This is a genomic window from Caldicoprobacter algeriensis (assembly GCF_023838525.1).
GTDB lineage: Bacteria > Bacillota > Clostridia > Caldicoprobacterales > Caldicoprobacteraceae > Caldicoprobacter > Caldicoprobacter algeriensis.
This window is the reverse complement of sequence record NZ_JAHUQD010000002.1, coordinates 163,774-182,378: the sequence shown is the minus strand read 5'-3', so window position 1 is coordinate 182,378 and position 18,605 is coordinate 163,774. Positions and strand designations below refer to the sequence as shown.

Annotated in this window: 19 protein-coding genes, 1 pseudogene and 1 riboswitch; of the genes and pseudogenes, 12 read left to right on the top strand and 8 right to left on the bottom strand. The window is 43.6% G+C overall.

Features of this window, described 5'->3' with window-relative positions; genetic code table 11:
* Positions 1–4: 4 nt before the first annotated feature.
* On the top strand, positions 5–1,552 hold the full coding sequence (gene purH, locus KVG29_RS02040) for a bifunctional phosphoribosylaminoimidazolecarboxamide formyltransferase/IMP cyclohydrolase (RefSeq protein WP_252226207.1): 1,548 nt from the start codon (positions 5–7) through the stop codon (positions 1,550–1,552).
* A 100-nt stretch (positions 1,553–1,652) separates the two neighbouring features.
* The gene (gene purD, locus KVG29_RS02035; RefSeq protein WP_252226205.1) at positions 1,653–2,912 is read left to right on the top strand and encodes a phosphoribosylamine--glycine ligase; all 1,260 of its coding nucleotides are present in this window, start codon (positions 1,653–1,655) and stop codon (positions 2,910–2,912) included.
* An 83-nt stretch (positions 2,913–2,995) separates the two neighbouring features.
* On the opposite strand, the gene KVG29_RS02030 is transcribed toward purD, so the two are convergent.
* Genes KVG29_RS02030 through KVG29_RS02015 form a run of 4 tightly spaced genes read right to left on the bottom strand, consistent with a single transcriptional unit; the run spans position 2,996 to position 5,719 of the window.
* Positions 2,996–4,219 carry an FAD-dependent oxidoreductase gene (locus KVG29_RS02030; protein ID WP_252226095.1) on the bottom strand — a complete coding sequence of 408 codons (1,224 nt, stop codon included), beginning with the start codon at positions 4,217–4,219 and terminating at the stop codon, positions 2,996–2,998.
* Between the two features lie 46 nt (positions 4,220–4,265).
* Positions 4,266–4,799, bottom strand: a complete 534-nt coding sequence (locus tag KVG29_RS02025; RefSeq protein WP_252226094.1) for a YeeE/YedE thiosulfate transporter family protein — start codon at positions 4,797–4,799, stop codon at positions 4,266–4,268.
* A 16-nt stretch (positions 4,800–4,815) separates the two neighbouring features.
* A complete protein-coding gene (locus KVG29_RS02020) occupies positions 4,816–5,043 on the bottom strand; it encodes a sulfurtransferase TusA family protein (RefSeq protein WP_003867363.1) in 228 nt (75 codons plus the stop codon).
* A 13-nt stretch (positions 5,044–5,056) separates the two neighbouring features.
* Positions 5,057–5,719 carry a YeeE/YedE thiosulfate transporter family protein gene (locus KVG29_RS02015; protein WP_252226093.1) on the bottom strand — a complete coding sequence of 221 codons (663 nt, stop codon included), beginning with the start codon at positions 5,717–5,719 and terminating at the stop codon, positions 5,057–5,059.
* Positions 5,720–5,979: 260 nt separating this feature from the next.
* On the opposite strand from KVG29_RS02015, the gene KVG29_RS02010 reads away from it, so the two are divergent.
* The 3 genes from KVG29_RS02010 (at position 5,980) to KVG29_RS02000 (ending at position 7,713) form a co-directional block, all read left to right on the top strand.
* Positions 5,980–6,873, top strand: a complete 894-nt coding sequence (locus tag KVG29_RS02010) for a LysR substrate-binding domain-containing protein (RefSeq protein ID WP_420840515.1) — start codon at positions 5,980–5,982, stop codon at positions 6,871–6,873.
* A 10-nt stretch (positions 6,874–6,883) separates the two neighbouring features.
* Positions 6,884–7,114, top strand: coding sequence for a sulfurtransferase TusA family protein (locus KVG29_RS02005; protein WP_420840510.1), 231 nt, complete (start codon positions 6,884–6,886; stop codon positions 7,112–7,114).
* Between the two features lie 68 nt (positions 7,115–7,182).
* Positions 7,183–7,713 carry a cob(I)yrinic acid a,c-diamide adenosyltransferase gene (locus KVG29_RS02000; RefSeq protein ID WP_252226088.1) on the top strand — a complete coding sequence of 177 codons (531 nt, stop codon included), beginning with the start codon at positions 7,183–7,185 and terminating at the stop codon, positions 7,711–7,713.
* A 223-nt stretch (positions 7,714–7,936) separates the two neighbouring features.
* Here the strand turns inward: KVG29_RS02000 and KVG29_RS12565 are convergent, their stop codons facing one another.
* From KVG29_RS12565 to KVG29_RS01980, 4 genes and pseudogenes are all read right to left on the bottom strand, one after another.
* Entirely contained in the window at positions 7,937–8,413 is a 477-nt protein-coding gene (locus tag KVG29_RS12565) for an ACT domain-containing protein (RefSeq protein ID WP_276576347.1), read from the bottom strand.
* Positions 8,402–9,157, bottom strand: a pseudogene (gene dapB, locus KVG29_RS12560) (4-hydroxy-tetrahydrodipicolinate reductase); the annotation flags it as partial. The pseudogene dapB and the gene KVG29_RS12565, both read right to left, overlap by 12 nt.
* A 187-nt stretch (positions 9,158–9,344) precedes the next feature.
* Complete coding sequence (gene dapA, locus KVG29_RS01985) at positions 9,345–10,232, bottom strand: 4-hydroxy-tetrahydrodipicolinate synthase (protein WP_252226087.1); 888 nt, start codon at positions 10,230–10,232, stop codon at positions 9,345–9,347.
* Positions 10,233–10,264: 32 nt separating this feature from the next.
* On the bottom strand, positions 10,265–11,284 hold the full coding sequence (locus tag KVG29_RS01980) for an aspartate-semialdehyde dehydrogenase (protein WP_252226086.1): 1,020 nt from the start codon (positions 11,282–11,284) through the stop codon (positions 10,265–10,267).
* 227 nt (positions 11,285–11,511) lie between these two features.
* Positions 11,512–11,694, bottom strand: a riboswitch (Lysine riboswitch).
* Positions 11,695–12,005: 311 nt separating this feature from the next.
* On the opposite strand from KVG29_RS01980, the gene KVG29_RS01975 reads away from it, so the two are divergent.
* The 7 genes from KVG29_RS01975 (at position 12,006) to hslO (ending at position 18,558) form a co-directional block, all read left to right on the top strand.
* Positions 12,006–12,509 (top strand): matrixin family metalloprotease, encoded by a 504-nt coding sequence (locus KVG29_RS01975; protein WP_252226085.1) that lies wholly within the window; start codon positions 12,006–12,008, stop codon positions 12,507–12,509.
* Between the two features lie 43 nt (positions 12,510–12,552).
* On the top strand, positions 12,553–13,137 hold the full coding sequence (locus tag KVG29_RS01970; protein WP_252226084.1) for a hypothetical protein: 585 nt from the start codon (positions 12,553–12,555) through the stop codon (positions 13,135–13,137).
* A 262-nt stretch (positions 13,138–13,399) separates the two neighbouring features.
* Positions 13,400–14,572 (top strand): iron-containing alcohol dehydrogenase, encoded by a 1,173-nt coding sequence (locus KVG29_RS01965; protein WP_252226082.1) that lies wholly within the window; start codon positions 13,400–13,402, stop codon positions 14,570–14,572.
* Between the two features lie 131 nt (positions 14,573–14,703).
* Positions 14,704–15,867 (top strand): M20 metallopeptidase family protein, encoded by a 1,164-nt coding sequence (locus tag KVG29_RS01960; protein ID WP_252226080.1) that lies wholly within the window; start codon positions 14,704–14,706, stop codon positions 15,865–15,867.
* A gap of 97 nt (positions 15,868–15,964) precedes the next feature.
* Positions 15,965–16,774: a YesL family protein gene (locus KVG29_RS01955; protein WP_252226078.1), complete on the top strand. Its 810-nt coding sequence runs from the start codon at positions 15,965–15,967 to the stop codon at positions 16,772–16,774.
* A gap of 81 nt (positions 16,775–16,855) precedes the next feature.
* Complete coding sequence (locus KVG29_RS01950) at positions 16,856–17,620, top strand: class I SAM-dependent DNA methyltransferase (protein ID WP_252226077.1); 765 nt, start codon at positions 16,856–16,858, stop codon at positions 17,618–17,620.
* 35 nt (positions 17,621–17,655) lie between these two features.
* On the top strand, positions 17,656–18,558 hold the full coding sequence (hslO, locus tag KVG29_RS01945; RefSeq protein WP_252226075.1) for an Hsp33 family molecular chaperone HslO: 903 nt from the start codon (positions 17,656–17,658) through the stop codon (positions 18,556–18,558).
* Positions 18,559–18,605 lie beyond the last annotated feature (47 nt).

Here is an 18,605-nt window from a genome sequence, read left to right as displayed (position 1 = left end):
CAACATGAGAAGGCGTGCTATAATCAGCGTATCGGACAAAACCGGCATTGTAGGGTTTGCCAGAGCGTTAAGCAGTATGGGGGTGGAGATAGTATCCACCGGAGGAACGGCTAAGACGCTGGCCGAGGCTGGTATTCCTGTAATAAACGTAAGCGATGTCACTGGCTTTCCTGAGTGCCTGGATGGAAGGGTGAAAACGCTGCACCCCGCCATTCACGCCGGAGTGCTTGCTATAAGAAGCAACGAGCAGCACATGAAGCAGCTTGAGTTTATGGGCATTCAGCCCATCGATTTCGTGGTCATCAACCTGTATCCTTTTAAACAGACTATATTCAAAGACAATGTGAAGCTTGAAGAAGCCATAGAAAACATAGATATTGGCGGGCCTACCCTGCTCAGGGCGGCTGCCAAGAATTATCAGTACGTCACAGTGATTGTGGACCCTGCTGATTACGACATGGTGCTGGACGAATTAAAAAAATATGGTGAAGTATCACAGGAGACTAAATTTAAGCTGGCGGTCAAGGTGTTTGAGCATACGGCGCATTACGATGCGCTTATTGCCGACTATTTGAGAAAGCAGGTCAAAGATTTAGGTTTCCCTGAGTTGCTCACTCTTACTTACGAGAAAGTACAGGATTTGCGTTACGGGGAAAACCCCCATCAGAAGGCGGTGTTTTACAGGGAGGTACTGCCGGTACCGGGCAGCCTAACGGGCGCTAAGCAGCTCCATGGCAAGGAACTTTCCTTCAACAACATCAACGATACCAACGGGGCTTTAGACTTACTAAGGGAATTTGATGAACCTACTGTGGTGGCCGTAAAACACGCTAACCCCTGCGGGGTGGGCAGTGCTCCGACTATATATGAAGCTTACATGAAGGCATATGAGGCTGATCCCATATCCATATTCGGAGGAATTGTGGTGGCCAATCGTGAGATAGACGCCCAAACCGCAGCCGAGATAAACAAGATATTCATAGAGATCGTGGCGGCACCTTCATATACCGATGAGGCTTTGGAAATATTAAAGAGGAAAAAGAACATTCGCATACTGCAGCTAGAGGATATTTCGGTGAACCCTCCCAAAGGAATTTGGGATACTAGAAAGGTGCTGGGCGGTTTGCTGGTACAGGATATGGATACAGAGCTTTTGCCCGATATGTCCCAGATTAAGGTGGTAACAGAGAAAAAGCCCACAGATGCCGAGATGGAAGACCTGATATTTGCCTGGAAGGTGGTAAAGCACACCAGGTCCAATGGCATCGTCATAGCCAAGAACAAGCAGTCGCTGGGTATAGGGCCGGGTCAGGTCAACCGCATCTGGGCGGTGGAACAGGCTATTGAAAGGAGCGGCGACAAGGTAAAGGGTGCGGTTCTGGCATCCGATGCGTTTTTCCCGTTCCCCGACTGCGTGGAGGCTGCCGCAAAGGCCGGCATTTCAGCTATAATTCAGCCGGGCGGTTCAATCAGAGATCAGGAGTCCATAGACGCCTGCAATAGGTATGGAATTGCCATGATATTTACCGGCATGAGGCATTTCAAACATTGATTGTGGGATGTCTAATGAGGATTGGAATATCTCGTATAGTATTCTACAATTGGCCAATAAGTAGTCAAACATGATTTTGACAGTAGATGGGGTGAAATGGATGAGGATATTGGTTGTAGGCGGCGGGGGACGTGAGCATGCCCTGGTGTGGAAAATAAGCCAGAGCTCAAAGGTTTCAAAAATTTACTGCGCACCAGGCAATGGCGGTATATCGGAACTTGCGGAGTGCGTCAATATACCTGCCACCGATGTAGAGGGAGTAGTGCGCTTTGCAAAGCAAAATCATATAGACTTGACTGTTGTTGCGCCCGATGACCCCCTGGCAATGGGGATGGTAGATGCTCTTCAGGCTGAAGGCCTCAGGGCATTTGGCCCCACCAAGGATGCTGCCATGATAGAGAGCAGCAAGGTGTTTGCTAAAAACCTGATGCAGAAATACGGTATCCCCACTGCAAAATATAAAGTTTTCGATGATTATGGCCAAGCGGTCAAATACGTGGAGCAAATAGAGTATCCCACTGTTATAAAAGCTGAGGGGTTGGCGCTTGGCAAGGGCGTTGTAATTGTCAATGATGTTTACGAAGCCAAGGAAGCCTTAAAAGCTATGATGGTGGATAAAGTGTTTGGTCAGGCTGGCCTGCGGGTGGTCATAGAAGAGCACCTAATCGGCTCAGAGGTTTCGGTACTAGCTTTTACGGATGGCAGGACCGTCATACCCATGGTCAGCGCGCAGGACCACAAGAGGGCATACGATGGCGACCGGGGGCCAAACACGGGAGGTATGGGGGCTTTCTCGCCCAGCCGCGTGTATACGCCAGAGATAGCAAGAGAGGTAGAGAATCGTATAATCAAGCCCACTATCAAGGCTATGGCTGAAGAGGGAAGGCCCTTCAAAGGGGTTCTGTATTTTGGTTTGATGCTTACCGAGCATGGGCCAAGGGTTCTTGAATACAATGCCAGGTTTGGGGATCCTGAGACGCAGGTGGTGTTACCTCGCCTTAAGACCGATATAGTGGATATATTTGAAGCGGTGATCGATGAACGGCTTGATAAAATAAACATCGAATGGGAGGACAATGCGGCCGTCTGCGTGGTGCTGGCCTCGGGAGGGTATCCAAAGTCATACAAGACAGGGTATGAGATTTCGGGGATTGAGGAGGTATTGAAGGAACCCGATATTATGGTATTTCATGCGGGCACCAAGAGGATAGATGGTAAATACTATACCAGTGGGGGCAGGGTGCTCGGCGTAACGGCCATCGCGAAAGACCTGGATACTGCCATACAGAAGGTTTATCAGAATGTAGAAAAGATACATTTTGAAAATATGCATTACCGCAGGGATATAGGGAGGAAGTAGAGGAGCAGTTTAGATGGTTTTTAAAGATTGTATCCTAGTTTGGAATTTACAGCACTAAGAACGCCCTAAACGGGCGTTCTTAGTTATACACAGCTAAGCAGTTCCCTTTCAAAGTCCTCTAAGTCATAAATATGCTTTATAACCTTGCCTTCTTTTACGACGGCAATGCAGGGAACTTTTTCACACATAAGTCTTTTAGCAAGTCTGTCAGATTTATAAGTATCTATTCTGCACATTTTAAATTTATCAGCATATTTTTTGTGCAATTTTTCAACTTTCATAAGATATTCTCTATCTTTTGCCTCTACAGCATTGTAAACATATGCTAACACTGTGTTTTTAGCCTTCAAAATTTCATTCGTAAAGTAATCCGTTTCCTCAATATATTTTTCTGCCATGACACCCGCTATTGCACCGTCGCCTACTGCTGTAGCAACTTGTCTCAAAAACTTATCTCTTACATCCCCCACTGCATATACACCGTCAATATTAGTTTCCATGTTTTCATTGGTTATGATGTATCCTTTAGGCGTCATATCTATTAGGCCTTTAAATATCTCTGTATTAGGAATATAACCTATAAACAGAAAACAACCATCAACATCTACAGGGATTAATTCTCCAGTCTTTAAATTTTTGAGGACAACCCTTTCCAATCTTTCATTCCCTTCAAAAGCCTCAACCATTGTATTCCAGTGAAATGTCATTTTTTCATTTTTTAGCGCTTTTTCTTGGGCCACCTTGTTTGCATCCATTATACCTTCATCGTGGATAACGGAAACGTGTACTTCCTTCGCGAACTTGGTCAAGAAGATTCCCTCTTCAATAGCAGCATCTCCGCTTCCGATTATCATGACTTTTTTGTCAGTGTAATAAGCAGCGTCACAGGTGGCACAAAATGAGATCCCTTTATCGTATAAAAAGTTTTCTTCGCCTTTAGCACCGGTAAGCCTCGGCTTGCCTCCTGTTGCAATGATAACAGCTTTAGCGTAATAATCAATTCTGAAAGTAGACACTACTTTATGGTCTTCTTCTATTCTTAAGCCTTTTACGTCGGTAAGCTTTATTTGAACCCCAAACCTTTTAGCTTGTTGTTCAAATAATTTCATTAACTCAGTACCACCAATTGGTTCGGGAAATCCCGGATAATTCTCAATTTCACTGGTATATGTGGCAAGGCCGCCAATTAGAGACTTTTCAATCAAAAGGGTTTTAAGCCTCGCACGTCCGCAATATATAGCTGCCGTCATTCCAGCAGGTCCACCACCGATAATTACTACATCGTAGTATTCTTTCCTTTTTTCCATTAGTATCCCCTCCTAAAATTTAGGTGGCTGGTAGCCACCTAAATTTTTACATAAAATATTTAACTAAAAGTTTGCTTCCTATCCACGCTCCAATCAGTGCAAAAGCTGCCCACACCCAACCGTGGAGAGACATTGAAGCAATACCGCTGAAATACGCACCAATGTTGCATCCAAAAGCTATTCTTGCACCGTAGCCCATTAAAAGACCGCCTAGTACGGCTGCAATAACTTGCTTATAAGATTTTATCTTTTTAATTTTAAATTGAGAAGCTAAAAGGGTGGCTAAAAGAGCTCCCAAAATAATTCCTATATTTTGAATTGACCCTGCATTTGTAAAAATATTTTGCTCGAGTGCTTTTGCATGAGATGGGTTTTGAAAATAAACCCAATTCTCTGGTTGCCCTCCTAACGCTTTAAAAACCCACGCACCCCAGTAGGAAAAAGGAGTAGTAATACCCCATGGATGCCCAGAAAATGCAAACAAAGCTACATTTAAAACGGCTAGCAAAATAGCTCCTGTCCAATAACTCCACGCATCTTTTATTATTTTCTTAAAAAAGGGATGTTCTTGGAGTTTCATTTATATCACCACCCTTTTATTTAGTCTTTTCGATATAAACTTCCCATTGGCCGTCATCAACTTCTTCAATTTCTACATTGTATCCCATGTTTCTTGCCCATTCTGGTACGTTTTTCATAGCACAGCTGTGGTCTATCTCTACAATCAAAACATCGCCAACTTTCAATTTTTCCATCTCTTTTTGAGTTTTCAAAAGTGGTACTGGACAAGCTTCTCCCAAACAATCAAGTCTGTATTCTGCCATACAAATCTCCTCCTTATACACTTAAATTCTTTGTATTAAAGCGTTTGTATTCATACCATTCTACAAATATGAAAATCAGACCCAACAGGACTAATTGTCCAAAGAATGCAATCCCCCAGCCAAACACATCAGGCAAAAATACTTGAGGAGATTTAGATATGAATGTTTCAGTCCACCATTCAAAGTCCTTTGCGCCCCATAATGAACCTATTATAAAGAATATTAATGATAACCACTGCATCATATATCCTTCTCCAACTCTCATCAAAGTTCCAGACGCACATCCGCCGGCTATTACCATTCCTATTCCAAACATTGCGGCACCTATAGCTGTGTGTATTCCAACAGGTGAGATATTGCCGGGAATTGTATCCCCATTTAAATAAGCGCTATATTGAATTGCTGCAAATCCTATTGTGGCAATCATAAGTGCTACAATCACTGCTCGTGTGAGTGAAGTGCTCCCCGTTAAGACTGGATCCCTAAAAGATGCGGTAAAACAAAATCTAGCTTTTTGAAGAACAAAACCAAAGGCAATTCCAAAGGCCCAACGAACTGCTAACTGTGGTGATTGTTTTGATAAGATTATGCCTATAATGACAATTAGTACTAAAAGTGCGATTCCGTAAGGAAACTGATTTGCCTTTTTCTTTTTACTTTTTTTCACCGCCTCCATTCATATCCCTCCTATCTTGTTATTATTTTAACATTTTAATTGTATTATACTACAGTTTTTTGTCATTTTGTTATTTAAGAATCTTATATAATATTAGTTTTCTTTATAGCAAACTTGTAGTATAATCAAATCAAAAGTTGTATTAAGTCATGTCTTTAACAATAATTAGATAAGTTTTTATCAAGAATACTCCAGGGGTAAGGATGAAACTTCTGAAAATGGGTCATATTGACAAAAGTGCAGGTAAAGGGGGGAAACCTATGAATATAGATAATTTAAGAGCCTTTTTTAAAACAGTTTATTATAAAAGCATTTCATCTTGTGCAAAAGAGTTGTATTTATCTCAACCTGCTATAAGTCAGCAAATAAAAGCGCTTGAAAAAGATTTAAAAACTACGCTTTTAAAGAGGAATAATAGAGGTGTAATTCCAACGCCGGCAGGAGAATTAGTATATCAATATGCAGAACGAATTCTGAGCTTATATGATAATATGGTCAAAGACCTACAGTGTTTTGATAATGGTTATGTAAATAGGCTTACAATATCTTCCTGTCCTGCTATAGGGCAGTATGCCCTACCTTGTACTCTTCATGAATTTAAGAAAAAAAATAAAAATATCGTGCTTCACGTAGAGCATAATTTTAGTAGCGAGGTCATCTGCCATATAAGGGAAGGAGGCATTGATATAGGATTTATTGAAGGCTGTTATTCTGATGAAAACATAAATTGTATTCCTCTGGGAGAATTTAAAATGTACTTTGTTGCTAGTGGTAGTTGGGGCTTAAAGAATTTACCAAAATGCGAATTGTTCGATTATAACTTCTTTATCATTCATAGAAATTGTGCCTCCCGGAAAATAATTGAAGAAACACTTCTTGAATATGGTGTTGACATAAACAGAATGAAAATTGAAATGGAATCACCTTCGATAGAATCGATAAAATCTTCGATTGCAGCAGGTCATGGGCTATCTGTTTTACCATATATTTCAATTAAAAAAGAATTGTATACTAAAACTCTCACTATTGTAAAAGTAGACAATATCGAGTTTAATTACACCTATTCACTTATCTATAATAAAAAAATTCGTAAGAAAATCAAGTTTGATTTTATCGACTTTATTAAAAATTCAGGGAAAAATTTTTTCTGTTGAGGTGATAAATATGATGTTTGAACTTATAACTTTTGGAGAGATATGCCCATTGCCTCTTTTAAAGGCTATTGAAAAATATAAAGAAATGGGAGAAAATGATATACTAAAAGTCGTGGTTGATCATAGTTGTACGTTGGGAAGCATACGAGAATATTTTTCAAAACTTAACTGTTCAGTGGAAATAGATGAGGTTCTGAATGGAGTGTGGGAAATATACATTAAAAAGCGAACGTTATTATAGATCCATTTATTACGCTTGATTTTAAATTAGGATGAGAAGATAGCGGACAATAAAATGGAGGATGAGTTATGGAAGTCGGCTATGTCCAGGTTTATACCGGTGATGGAAAGGGCAAGACCACTGCTGCTTTAGGGCAGGGACTGAGAGCCGTGGGCAGAGGGCTTAAGGTGGTTATGGTGCAGTTTTTGAAAGGTATTGAATCGGGAGAGCTGGAAGCGGTAAAGAGGCTTGACCCTCAATTTACAATAATGCGGTTTGCCGAGACCAGGAAGTTTTTCTGGCAGCTTACCGATGAGGAGAAAGAGCAGCTTAAGGAGAAGACCCAGCAGGAGATGCAACAGCTTGAGCAATTGATGAAAAAGGGCTCATGCGATGTGCTGATACTGGATGAGATTATGGCTGCCATACACGGCGGTCTGGTGAGCGTAGAGCAGATTTGCCGGCTTATAGACGATAAACCCAAAGGGATGGAGCTTATCTTGACCGGGCGCAATGTGCCTCGTGAGATTGCCGACAGGGCTGACTTGATAACTGAGATGCGCAACGTCAAGCATTATCTGAATAAAGGCGTCCCTGCAAGGAAGGGGATAGAGTATTAGAACTTTGTTAAGTCTGTATATTATTAGAGGGATATATCTGTTTGGTAAAAATAGTTAAACTGCCACAAAAAGCATGCAAAAAGCGCTCCTTATGCACTCTATCTGAGGAGCGCTTTTTATTTACTTTAAAGGGTCCATTATTTTGATGTCGTTGGTATAATAAATTTTACAGGGTATTAACTTAAGAAGCTGTGTACCTTACGACTTGAATACCTCTAGGTTGTTACAGTTCAAATGCCTCCATCAGCGCTTCCAGAGCCTTTTTTTCATCCAATTGATGAATGATGTAAGAGATTTTGGTTTCGGAGGTGGTTATGGCCATAATCCTGATGTTTTGCTGTGCCATGATACTGAACACCTTTGCGGCTATACCTGGTTGTTGTGCCATCCCCGGCCCTTCAACCGATAGCTTCACTATGCCCTCATACGTGTTAAGGCTTATGGTGGGAAGTGAGGCCTGTAGGTCGTTGACCACCTCTATGGCCTTTTCCAGGTCTTTGTGGGGCAGCGTAAAAGATAAGCTGAGCTGGCCATTGAGGGGTGTGGTCTGGCTGATTATGTCTATATTTATGTTTTGCTGAGCGATGCTCTGGAATATTTTAGCAATGACCGTCGTGTCGTCGGGTATATTATTTATAGTAATTAAAGCCTGCCGATTGTCGGAGTTGATGTTTGTGACGGCAGCCTGTTCGTTTAGCATATCCTTCATGCCATACAGGCCGGGAGCTTTATTCACTATGTATTTGCAGGCACGCAACGCACCCACTGCAAATATTTGCCTTGAATAGGCGATATGGGTAATCTCCAGGACTTCGTCGCTGCCTGCAAACAGCACTGTGTGCTGGCCAGGTATTGTACCCCCTCTGACGGCATGTATTCCTATTTCTGACTTGGAACGCCTTTGGTTTTTGGAGTGCCTTCCATAAATATAATCCTTTGAATTGAGCAGGGTCTCGTTTATGGCATCAGCCAGAGCATACGCCGTGCCGCTGGGCGAATCGACTTTTTGGTTGTGGTGTTTTTCGATGATCTCGATGTCAAATTCATCGCCCAGCACTGATGCAGCTTTTTGTACCAGCTCCAGCATAACGTTTACCCCTAGAGACATGTTGGCCGAACGAAAAACCGGAATGCTCTGGGAAACCTGCTCTATGAGCTTTATATCGTCCTGGGAAAAGCCAGTGGTTGCAATCACTGCTGCTATTTTTCGTTCCCTGGCAAAGGCCAGAAGGTCAGGAAGAGCAGCCGGGGTTGAAAAATCCACAATTACATCGGCCGCTTCTTTGCATTGGCTCAAAGAACCATAGGTGGGGAATGGGTTTTGTTTGCTGTCAGGGAATTTATCTATACCGGCTACAACCTGTATGTCAGGGTCGGCGGCCGCAGCCGAGGCAACCGCCTGACCCATTTTTCCATTGCAACCGTGAATGATGATTCTTATCATTGGTGTATTTCCACTCCATTTCTTCAATTAAATTTGATTTCGGTGAGACTTGGAACATGATTTGGAAACCCATTTTCGTCATCACAGCGAAATCAGTAGCTTGGAAAAAATGATAGATTGTGAGCAATATTAATGGAATCCCCTGTAGATGGCTGACCCCTTATGGGAAAGTTTACTGCTTTTAAGACTACTGCTGTATTCTAAGGCCGTATTCCAGCATCCTCTTTTTAAGTATTTCCAGGTTTTGCTCTGACATATCAGTCAAAGGCATCCTGAGCTTACCGGCATTCATTCCCATGAGGTTTAAAGCGGTCTTTACCGGTATGGGGTTGACTTCTAGGAACAAGGCTTCGATCAAAGGATTCAGTTTAAATTGAAGCTTTCGACTTCCTTCAATGTCTCCGTTTAGGAATTTGGCTACCATTTCATGGGTATCTTGGGGAGCAATATTTGCCACCACGGATATAACCCCTTTTCCTCCAAGTGCCAGTATGGGCACCACTATGTTGTCATCTCCCGAGTATATGTCTATCTTATCACCGCATAGCCTGGCCATTTCGGTCACCTGGGCGATGTTGCCGCTGGCTTCCTTTATCCCAACTATGTTGTCGATCTTTGAAAGCTCTTTTAATGTTGAAGGGGCTACGTTGAGTCCGGTTCTGCCCGGCACGTTGTATATTATGATGGGGATGTGGACGGCGTCGGCTATGGCTGCATAGTGCTGGATCAGGCCCTTCTGAGTAGTTTTGTTGTAATAGGGGGTTACGATGAGCAGCGCATCGGCACCCAATCTCTCGGCCTCTTTTGAGTCCTCGATGACGGTGGCGGTGTTGTAGCCACCCGTCCCGGCAATGACTGGAACCCTTTTTGCTACTTTCTCCACCGTAAAGCCTATAACCGAGTACTTTTCATCCCTGGTCATGGTGGGAGGTTCCCCCGTGGTACCGCATACCAATATAGCGTCGGTACCTTCTCGTATTTGGAACTCAATGAGGTTGGCTAAGGATTCAAAGTTGACGCCATCTTCTGTAAAAGGTGTAACCAAAGCGACGCACGAGCCAGTAAATACGCTCACTATTAATCACTCCCTGATATTTTTTTTATTTTTTACCTAGCAAGCTGACCGCTTTCCCAATATTTGACGAGCTTTTGTGCTATTTGTACGGCGTTGGTAGCCGCTCCCTTTCGTATATTATCTGCCACTACCCACAAGTTTACACCGCTGGGTACGCTTTCGTCCCTTCTTATGCGCCCTACAAACACTTCATCCTTGTTTTCTGCGTAAATGGGCATGGGGTAAATGTTGTTCTTGGGGTCATCCAATACTACAACGCCAGGTGCCTTTGTAAGGATTTCCTTAAGTTCATCTAAATCAAAATCCCTTTCAAACTCGACGTTTATGGACTCGCTATGCCCGTAAAATACCGGTACGCGTACCGTAGTTGCGGTGATCCTTAAGCTGTAATCTCCCATGATCTTTTTGGTCTCATTGATCATCTTCATCTCTTCCTTGGTGTAGCCGTTATCTAGGAATACATCTATATGGGGGATGCAGTTGGCAAATATGGGGTGAGGGAACTTCTGGAGGGTTTTTTCGCCGCGTATCCCGTTTTGCAGGTCCAGATAGCCTCCCATGCCGGCACCCGACACCGCCTGGTATGTGGAATATACGATTCTTTTGATCTTGTAGTGGTCGTGCAGCGGCTTGAGCACCACAACGGCCTGAATGGTGGAACAGTTGGGATTGGCGATTATCCCTTTGTGCTTGAGTATTTCCTGTGGGTTAACCTCGGGGACCACCAGCGGTACATCTTCTTCCATCCTCCAAGCGCTGCTGTTGTCGATGACTACGGCACCGCTGGATGCGGCTATTGGCGCAAATTTTTTGCTGACGGTTGCACCGGCCGAAAACAGGGCTATGTCGATGTTTTTGCCATCAAAGCTGGTCTCGGTCAGCTCTTCCACAACGTGGTCCTCTCCCATAAATTTTATACGGGTTCCTGCTGAGCGTGCCGATGCAAATAGATAGCAGTTGGCTATCGGGAACTGCCTCTCCTCTAAGACCTCTAAAAACTTGCGCCCTACCATTCCGGTTGCTCCGACAATGGCTATGTTGTACTTTTGCATGGCTTTCTCCTCCTCACATTTTATGAGATGCATAATTTTTGTCCTTTTATCTTGCAGAGTTTACCTCATTATCCATCATATGTCGTTACAGGTTATGGTGCCTCATTAAATTCCGCCTCATATAGATAATCACGAATAAAGCGGCTGATGGATGACCAGCCGCTTTCGTATCACAACTTACAACTTTTGCAGATGAATTTTAAGCCCTGCAAGAGGATTGCGATTCGAAAGCAGTTAGCGCTCCATCATTGGTTCCCAATGATGACAGTCCCAGGGCTCTTAACCCAGGGCCCAGGAGGTGGATGACGGGGACATACCACATCCTTCGGCACCTTCCCCTTTCGCCAGCTTTCATCGAACCCCGTATTCTCCAGCTGCTTACTCTTGAAAGGTGCGCCTCTAAACTGCTTCGCATATATTCGTTTTTTTAAATCATATCATTTAAATCCATAAATGTCAAACGTTTTTTGGTATTTTCGGCCCTGATGAGTTAAGATGGTTTATTGTTAAATTAAGTTAACACTCCCAAACAAAAATGCTCGGCAAGGCTCCACTATGGCTCAGTACGATTATACCACGAAAATATGCCCTTTTAAATCTTTTTGTATATATATGTAAAAAAAGGTATAATTAACATAATAGGGATTGACAGGAAAATTAAGTATAAATATAATGTTAAATAGATAAAACTACCAAAGGAAAAATGGGAGGGGGTCTAAAAATGAGGGTTGCTAAAGTAGTAGGCATGTTAATGTGCGTCATATTGCTCACAGCATTGCTGCCAGAAGAAGTGTTTGCTGCACCAAATACAAGCAGTCCGTATTATCTAGGATGGGATTTGGTAGATAGTGGGTTACATTGTGATTGGGGGGGAAGCACAAAATATTCTGCACAGTGGAACAATGCTGTTAGTATATGGAATAGTATGGGTGTTGTGAGCATTCGTAAAGATACAATATTTACTGTTCAAGATGTCGAACTTTATGATTACTATGAAGTATCGTCTATAACCGCTGTAACATATTCATCTGGGAAAATTGGATTTAATACATACAATTTAGATAATTGTACTTCAGATGAGATAACAAATACAGCCGCTCATGAACTAGGGCATGCACTGGGCATAAAGCATCTGTCAGCGGGTAATATTATGTACCCTTACCAAACATCGCAGACTTGGTTAGGCAATGGAGATCGAACTGCGTATAATGATATTTGGAAATGAGTGGTGGTGGATTTAAAAATGGAAGGAAAAGAGGAGTGTTAAAATGAAAAAGAGAATTGTCATTGTATCATCAATTTGCGTTTTATTTTTGCTAGGTGCTTTTTTAGTCTATAATAGAGTAAATAACGATAGACCTGTGATCACTGAATACGTAGCCGCACAGTTAGCAGTTGATCCGAACAATCTGGAAGAGTTTGTGGGTTTTTATGATTACGTTTGTGTAGGGAAGGTTGAAAAACAAATAGGTAATCTACCTCCAGTACCAGGTAGAAGCGGTGTTCCTTATACCGAATACCAGATAAAGGTATTGAAAAATATAAAAGGTTCATTAGCAGATGATATAATTGTTAAAAAGGCTGGAGGGTATGTGGATAACAAGTTAGTTTTTTATGAGACGCTAGACAAGAAAGATGCATTCTTATCTGTTGGTGATGTTTATATATTTTGTATGCTCGCACAAGAAAACGGTGATTTGTTTATAGATAATCCATATGCGTATGAAAAATTGGATGCTGGAGATATTAAAGCGTTGAATGAAAGTAAAAAAGTGAAGAAATATGAAGAAGCGTACAAAAATGAAAAAGTATATGAGCGTGAAAGATTTAAATCAAAATATGAAAAAGAATGATAGCAGTAGCAAAGCTACTGCTATTTTGTTGTGGCTTAAGTTTTTGCAATTTTGGTTGCTAGAATTTACAAAATGCTTTCCCATACTTCTTGATTTTTCCATACATATATGCTAGGATAAATTTAAAAAATGTGAGGGCATTAGTCACCCGTGAAAATGGGCATAACTTGAGTGCCAAATTTCTCATTAAGTGTTCACATCAATAGATGTATAATGGTTCACATATTTGCTAACTAAAATTGGGAGTAGGAGGAAGTGGATTATGGAGAATTTTACATTTTTAAGCCCTACAAAGATCATATTTGGTAGGGGTGTAGAAAATCAGGTAGGGGATGAGACCAGGGTTTACAGCAAGAAGGTTCTTTTGCACTATGGCGGGGGGACCATCAAACGCATAGGGCTCTATGACAGGGTGGTAAAGTCCCTCAGGGATGCAGGCGTAGAATTCATTGAGCTGGGTGGAGTACAGCCAAATCCACGCCTCAGCCTGGTGAAACAGGGGATCGAGCTTTGCAGAAAGCATAACATTGACTTCATCTTGGCTGTGGGAGGCGGCAGCGTCATCGACTCGGCCAAAGCCATCGCCGTTGGCGTACCCTATGAAGGCGATGTGTGGGATTTCTACAGCGGAAAGGCCGTGCCAGAAAAGGCGCTTTCTGTTGGCGTGGTACTTACCATTCCAGCGGCAGGTAGCGAGGCCAGCAAGAGCTCGGTAATTACCAATGAGGATGGGTGGTACAAGCGGGGATTAAACGTTGAGATAATACGTCCCAAGTTTGCCATAATGAATCCCGAGATCACCTTCACGCTTCCGCCCTATCAGACGGCTTGTGGCGCTGCCGACATTATGGCCCATGTGATGGAGCGGTATTTTACCCATCAAAAGGATGTCGATTTCACCGATAGGCTGTGCGAGGCCACCCTTAAGACAATCATTAAGAACGTGCCCATCGTGCTTGAGGAGCCGGAGAATTACCAGGCCAGGGCCGAGATAATGTGGGCAAGCACCATTGCTCACAACGACCTTTTGAGCACAGGAAGGATTGGTGATTGGGCGTCCCATGCGATAGAGCATGAGCTGAGCGGGATATACGATGTGCCCCATGGAGCTGGGTTGGCTGTGGTATTCCCTGCATGGATGAAATACGTCTACAAAGAGGATATGGACAGGTTTGTGCAGTTTGCAACCAGGGTTTGGGACGTAGAGATGGATTTTTCAAACCCTGAAAGGACGGCTCTGGAAGGGATACAACGGCTTACCCAGTTCTTCAAAAAGATTGGCCTGCCAGTGACCCTGGAAGAGCTGGGTATACCGGATGACAGGCTGGAGGAAATGGCCAATAAGTGCACCAATAATGGCACAAAACAGATAGGCAACTTCAAGAAACTGGGCAGGGAAGATGTGCTCAACATACTCAAAATGGCCCGTAAATAGGGATAAAAGGCTGCATTAAGACAATTTTCCTGAATAAATTAGCGAAATCCAGACAATTTGTAATCCCTCTTCATCATAAAGATGGAGAGGGATTATCTTAAATTAAAAGCTTTTTGTGGAGGAATACCAAAATGCATGTAGATGCAGAAGTTTACCAGCTTAAAGACAGGTTGACTCAGCACAGGAGGCATTTGCATAAGTATCCTGAGACCGGGTTTGATGTATCATCCACCCGGGATTATATTTTATCCTGGCTTGAGAAGTGGGGCTTTGACGAGATAAGGATAGTGGCCGGCAGCGGCATAAAAGCTGTCATGAAGGGCAATGATGGAGGCATGACCCTGGCTTTCAGGGCAGATATGGATGCTCTGCCGCTGCATGAGGAGACGGGTGTCGAGTTCGCTTCAGTTAACTGCGGGAGAATGCATGCCTGTGGCCATGATGGACATATGGCCATTTTACTAGGGCTTGCGGAATGGCTGAGTTTGCACAAAGAGGAGTTGAAAGGCAACGTCGTTCTCATCTTTCAGCCGGCTGAGGAGACGGTGGGGGGTGCCCTGCCCATGATCAAGGAAGGGGTGCTGGAAAATCCCGGGGTAGATGCTATTTTTGGTTTTCACGTGCTCCCCGACATTCCTCAGGGCAAGATAGGGCTTAGAGCCGGGCCTGTGATGGCACAGACGTGCGAGTTTACAGTAGAAGTCACCGGGAAAAGCGCTCATGGAGCGATGCCCCATCGCGGCGTTGATGCGCTGCTGGCGGCCTGTTATTTTGTAAACGCTGTGCATGGACTTATAAGCCGATGGGTTTCTCCGGATGATAAAGCCCTGCTGACCATCGGGAAGCTTCATGCTGGAGAGAAGAGGAACATAATTGCAGGCAAGGCAACCATAGAGGGTATTATACGCACGTTTGACGAGGGGGTTTATAAGCGCATAAAGGAAAACATTCAGGGGCTTCTAAGTGGCCTTGAGCTCTCCCACCGGGTAAAGGCACAGTACCGTGAAGATGTGTACTACCCTGTGGTAAATAACGATGCAAACCTGGTAAGCCAGCTGAAAAAATTCTTGCCTCCTGATGTGCTCCAGGATATACAGCCTTTGATGATAGCCGAAGATTTTTCATATTACCAGCAGAGGGTGCCGGGAGTATACATGTTCCTTGGCTGCAGGAATGAAAGCAAGGGCTTTACTGCTCCGCTTCACAGCAGCAAATTTAACTTCGATGAAGAAGTACTGCTGTACGGATTGCAGGTCTACCATGACATTATAAAGGGATTTGGTGTTGTACGTTAAGTGGCAAAATTCTTATATTGAATAAATAGGAGTTTGTTGTTAGAATTAAAATGTGGGAAAGTTTAAATAAGTAAAACTAATAGAAGGGATTGTTGATATGTTTGGTGGTTTCTTTGAAAGGATGTATTACGGTAACCCCAATAAACCCGATTTGAAGTATGAAAATCTCAGGGAAAAGCCCATTAAGCTGTTTTTTACTGTTTTACAGATACGATTCTGGAATCTCATTAAGCTGAATTTGCTGTATTCGATTTTCTGGCTTCCGGCGTTTATATGGACGTATATTCAGTTGCAGGTTACTGCACAGACCGGGGAACCCATAAGCGCGTTTTACTTCTTGGTACTGATTCCCTGCCTCCTTTTTGCCGGGCCTGCTACGGCGGGTGTCACTTATGTGCTCAGAAACTGGGCAAGGGATGACCATGCCTGGGTTTTCAGCGATTTTAAAGATGCATGGAAGATGAACTGGAAGGAAAGTCTGATTGTCATGTTCATCAATGGCCTTGCGCTGATGATATTCTACGTAAATTTGACTTTTTACCGCGCAATGGCCTCACAGAATATCTTGTTCCTCATGTTGTATTACTTTATGTTGATGATTGGGCTTATTTACGCCATGATGAATATATATATTTTCCCAATGCTGGTCACTTACAAGTTGAAGGTAAGGCAGATATTCAAAAATGCACTGCTTTTTACCTTGGCAAAGCTTCCGCATACTTTTGTGGTTTTTATGCTGATGGTGGCTTTGTTTATAGCCAGTGCCTGGTATATCTTCCCTGTGTTTTTTGTGGGGTTGACCTTCCCCATGCTTATAGGCGTTTCATTAGCCAACTGGGTGTTTTACAAGTACATGGACAGACCGGCCAATAACGCAACCGAGAGCGATACCTATGAAGATGAGTAGTGAGGTCGTCAGGGGGATGTACCAGCTTCCCGTGGTTGTAATGAGGGGGAACAGAGTGTAAATTGAACTGAGAAGGGGTAGATGGGTATTTACAACGGCTTTGCCTATATTTACGATGCATTGATGCAGGATGTGAATTACCCAAGGTGGGTTGACTATATTGAGCTGTTATTTAGGCACTACGGCGTAAAACCACGGCAAATAGTGGATCTGGCGTGTGGTACAGGTAACGTCACCATCCTTTTGAAAGAGAGGGGCTATGAGGTCATAGGCATTGATCAGTCGGAGGATATGCTGTTCGTCGCACGGGAGAAGGCGCGCAGCAAAGGGATGAACATCCCTTTTATATTTCAGGATATGCGCTATATCAGCCTTCACCACCCCGTGGACGCCATGACCTGCATTTGTGATGGCATCAATTATATTCCCTCCGAAGAGGAACTGGATCTGGTGTTTGAAGGCGTATACAGATATTTGAAACCAAAGGGGATTTTTGTATTCGACACCAGCTCTTACTATAAGCTCTCTTCAATAGTGGGAAATAATACGTTTGTAAGAACCGATGAGGATATAAGCTATATATGGCAGAACTATTTTGATAGGCGCTCCGGGATATGCGAGATGGAGCTGTCATTTTTTGTTAAAGAAGGGGAGTATTACAGGAGGTTTGACGAGATTCACTATCAGCGTGCTTATGAGGTGGAGGAGATTGTGGAGCGCCTTGAGAAGAACGGCTTTGTAGATATAGGGGTATATCAGCCTTTTACGCTGAAGCCTCCCAAGAAGAAGTCCGAGCGCATTTTTTTTGCGGCCAGGAAGGGAGAAAGTTGTCCCAAGGGCTGCTGATATTCCAAAATGTGACAGCAAAAAGGAGGACGTAGATGAAGGATTATGTAATAAGAGTTACGGCTGCCAATGGATTTATTCGCGGCTTTGCCGCCAGGACCACTGATCTGGTACAGGAGGCTCAAAGGCTTCATGGACTGTCCCCCGTAGCTAGCGCTGCGCTGGGACGCACCATGACGGCTGCCGTTATGCTGGGCGCTGATATGAAAGGCAAGAAGGATACCCTTTCGCTCATCATAAAGGGGGATGGTCCCTTGGGCAGCGTTGTGGTGGTGGCAACTTCGGGTGGCTATGTAAAGGGATACGTTGCAAATCCCAAGCTGGATTTACCGCTTAATGTTCACAATAAACTGGATGTGGCAGCTGCTGTAGGGAAAAACGGCAGAATAACGGTAATAAAGGATTTAGGGTTAAAAGAGCCCTATATAGGACAGGCCAACCTGATATCGGGTGAGATAGCTGAAGATGTGGCCTATTATCTGACGGTGTCGGAGCAGCAGCCTTCAGCGGTGGCACTGGGGGTGCTTGTCAATCCCGATTGTACCGTAAAAGCCGCAGGTGGCTTTATTATACAGGCCTTGCCGGGAGCACCGGAGGATGTTATCGCCGCCATTGAGAAGAAGGTTAGCAGCAGTCCTTCCATCTCTCGCCAGTTCGATGAAGGCAGGACCCCCGAAGAGGTGCTGGAAGGTATTCTGGGCGAGCATGGGATGAAGGTAAATGCCATAGTGGATGTACAGTTCAAGTGCGACTGCAACAGGCAGCGCCTTAAATACATATTGATGGGCATGGATGAGAAAGAGCTTATAGATATTATAGAAAACGATAAGCGGGCTGAAGTGGTATGCCATTACTGCAATAAAAAATACATATTCGAGCAAGAGGAGCTTAAAGAGCTGTTAGAACAGAGAAGAAAAAATGAAGAAAACCCTTATTGATCAGCGGTAACCGGAAATCTCGCTGTAAATAACCAGTTGATTGTATA

What these genes read in the sequence shown, in the direction of transcription:
- KVG29_RS02005 (WP_420840510.1), top strand. Translation starts at nt 6,884, where the DNA reads ATGATGTTTGAACTTATAACTTTTGGAGAGATATGCCCATTGCCTCTT.
- KVG29_RS02020 (WP_003867363.1), bottom strand. Translation starts at nt 5,043, where the DNA reads ATGGCAGAATACAGACTTGATTGTTTGGGAGAAGCTTGTCCAGTACCA.
- purH (WP_252226207.1), top strand. Translation starts at nt 5, where the DNA reads ATGAGAAGGCGTGCTATAATCAGCGTATCGGACAAAACCGGCATTGTA.
- KVG29_RS01955 (WP_252226078.1), top strand. Translation starts at nt 15,965, where the DNA reads ATGTTTGGTGGTTTCTTTGAAAGGATGTATTACGGTAACCCCAATAAA.
- hslO (WP_252226075.1), top strand. Translation starts at nt 17,656, where the DNA reads ATGAAGGATTATGTAATAAGAGTTACGGCTGCCAATGGATTTATTCGC.
- KVG29_RS12565 (WP_276576347.1), bottom strand. Translation starts at nt 8,413, where the DNA reads ATGCTAAACGAACAGGCTGCCGTCACAAACATCAACTCCGACAATCGG.
- KVG29_RS01970 (WP_252226084.1), top strand. Translation starts at nt 12,553, where the DNA reads ATGAAAAAGAGAATTGTCATTGTATCATCAATTTGCGTTTTATTTTTG.
- KVG29_RS02000 (WP_252226088.1), top strand. Translation starts at nt 7,183, where the DNA reads ATGGAAGTCGGCTATGTCCAGGTTTATACCGGTGATGGAAAGGGCAAG.
- KVG29_RS02015 (WP_252226093.1), bottom strand. Translation starts at nt 5,719, where the DNA reads ATGGAGGCGGTGAAAAAAAGTAAAAAGAAAAAGGCAAATCAGTTTCCT.
- KVG29_RS02025 (WP_252226094.1), bottom strand. Translation starts at nt 4,799, where the DNA reads ATGAAACTCCAAGAACATCCCTTTTTTAAGAAAATAATAAAAGATGCG.
- purD (WP_252226205.1), top strand. Translation starts at nt 1,653, where the DNA reads ATGAGGATATTGGTTGTAGGCGGCGGGGGACGTGAGCATGCCCTGGTG.
- KVG29_RS02030 (WP_252226095.1), bottom strand. Translation starts at nt 4,219, where the DNA reads ATGGAAAAAAGGAAAGAATACTACGATGTAGTAATTATCGGTGGTGGA.
- KVG29_RS02010 (WP_420840515.1), top strand. Translation starts at nt 5,980, where the DNA reads ATGAATATAGATAATTTAAGAGCCTTTTTTAAAACAGTTTATTATAAA.
- KVG29_RS01950 (WP_252226077.1), top strand. Translation starts at nt 16,856, where the DNA reads ATGGGTATTTACAACGGCTTTGCCTATATTTACGATGCATTGATGCAG.
- KVG29_RS01960 (WP_252226080.1), top strand. Translation starts at nt 14,704, where the DNA reads ATGCATGTAGATGCAGAAGTTTACCAGCTTAAAGACAGGTTGACTCAG.
- KVG29_RS01965 (WP_252226082.1), top strand. Translation starts at nt 13,400, where the DNA reads ATGGAGAATTTTACATTTTTAAGCCCTACAAAGATCATATTTGGTAGG.
- KVG29_RS01980 (WP_252226086.1), bottom strand. Translation starts at nt 11,284, where the DNA reads ATGCAAAAGTACAACATAGCCATTGTCGGAGCAACCGGAATGGTAGGG.
- KVG29_RS01975 (WP_252226085.1), top strand. Translation starts at nt 12,006, where the DNA reads ATGAGGGTTGCTAAAGTAGTAGGCATGTTAATGTGCGTCATATTGCTC.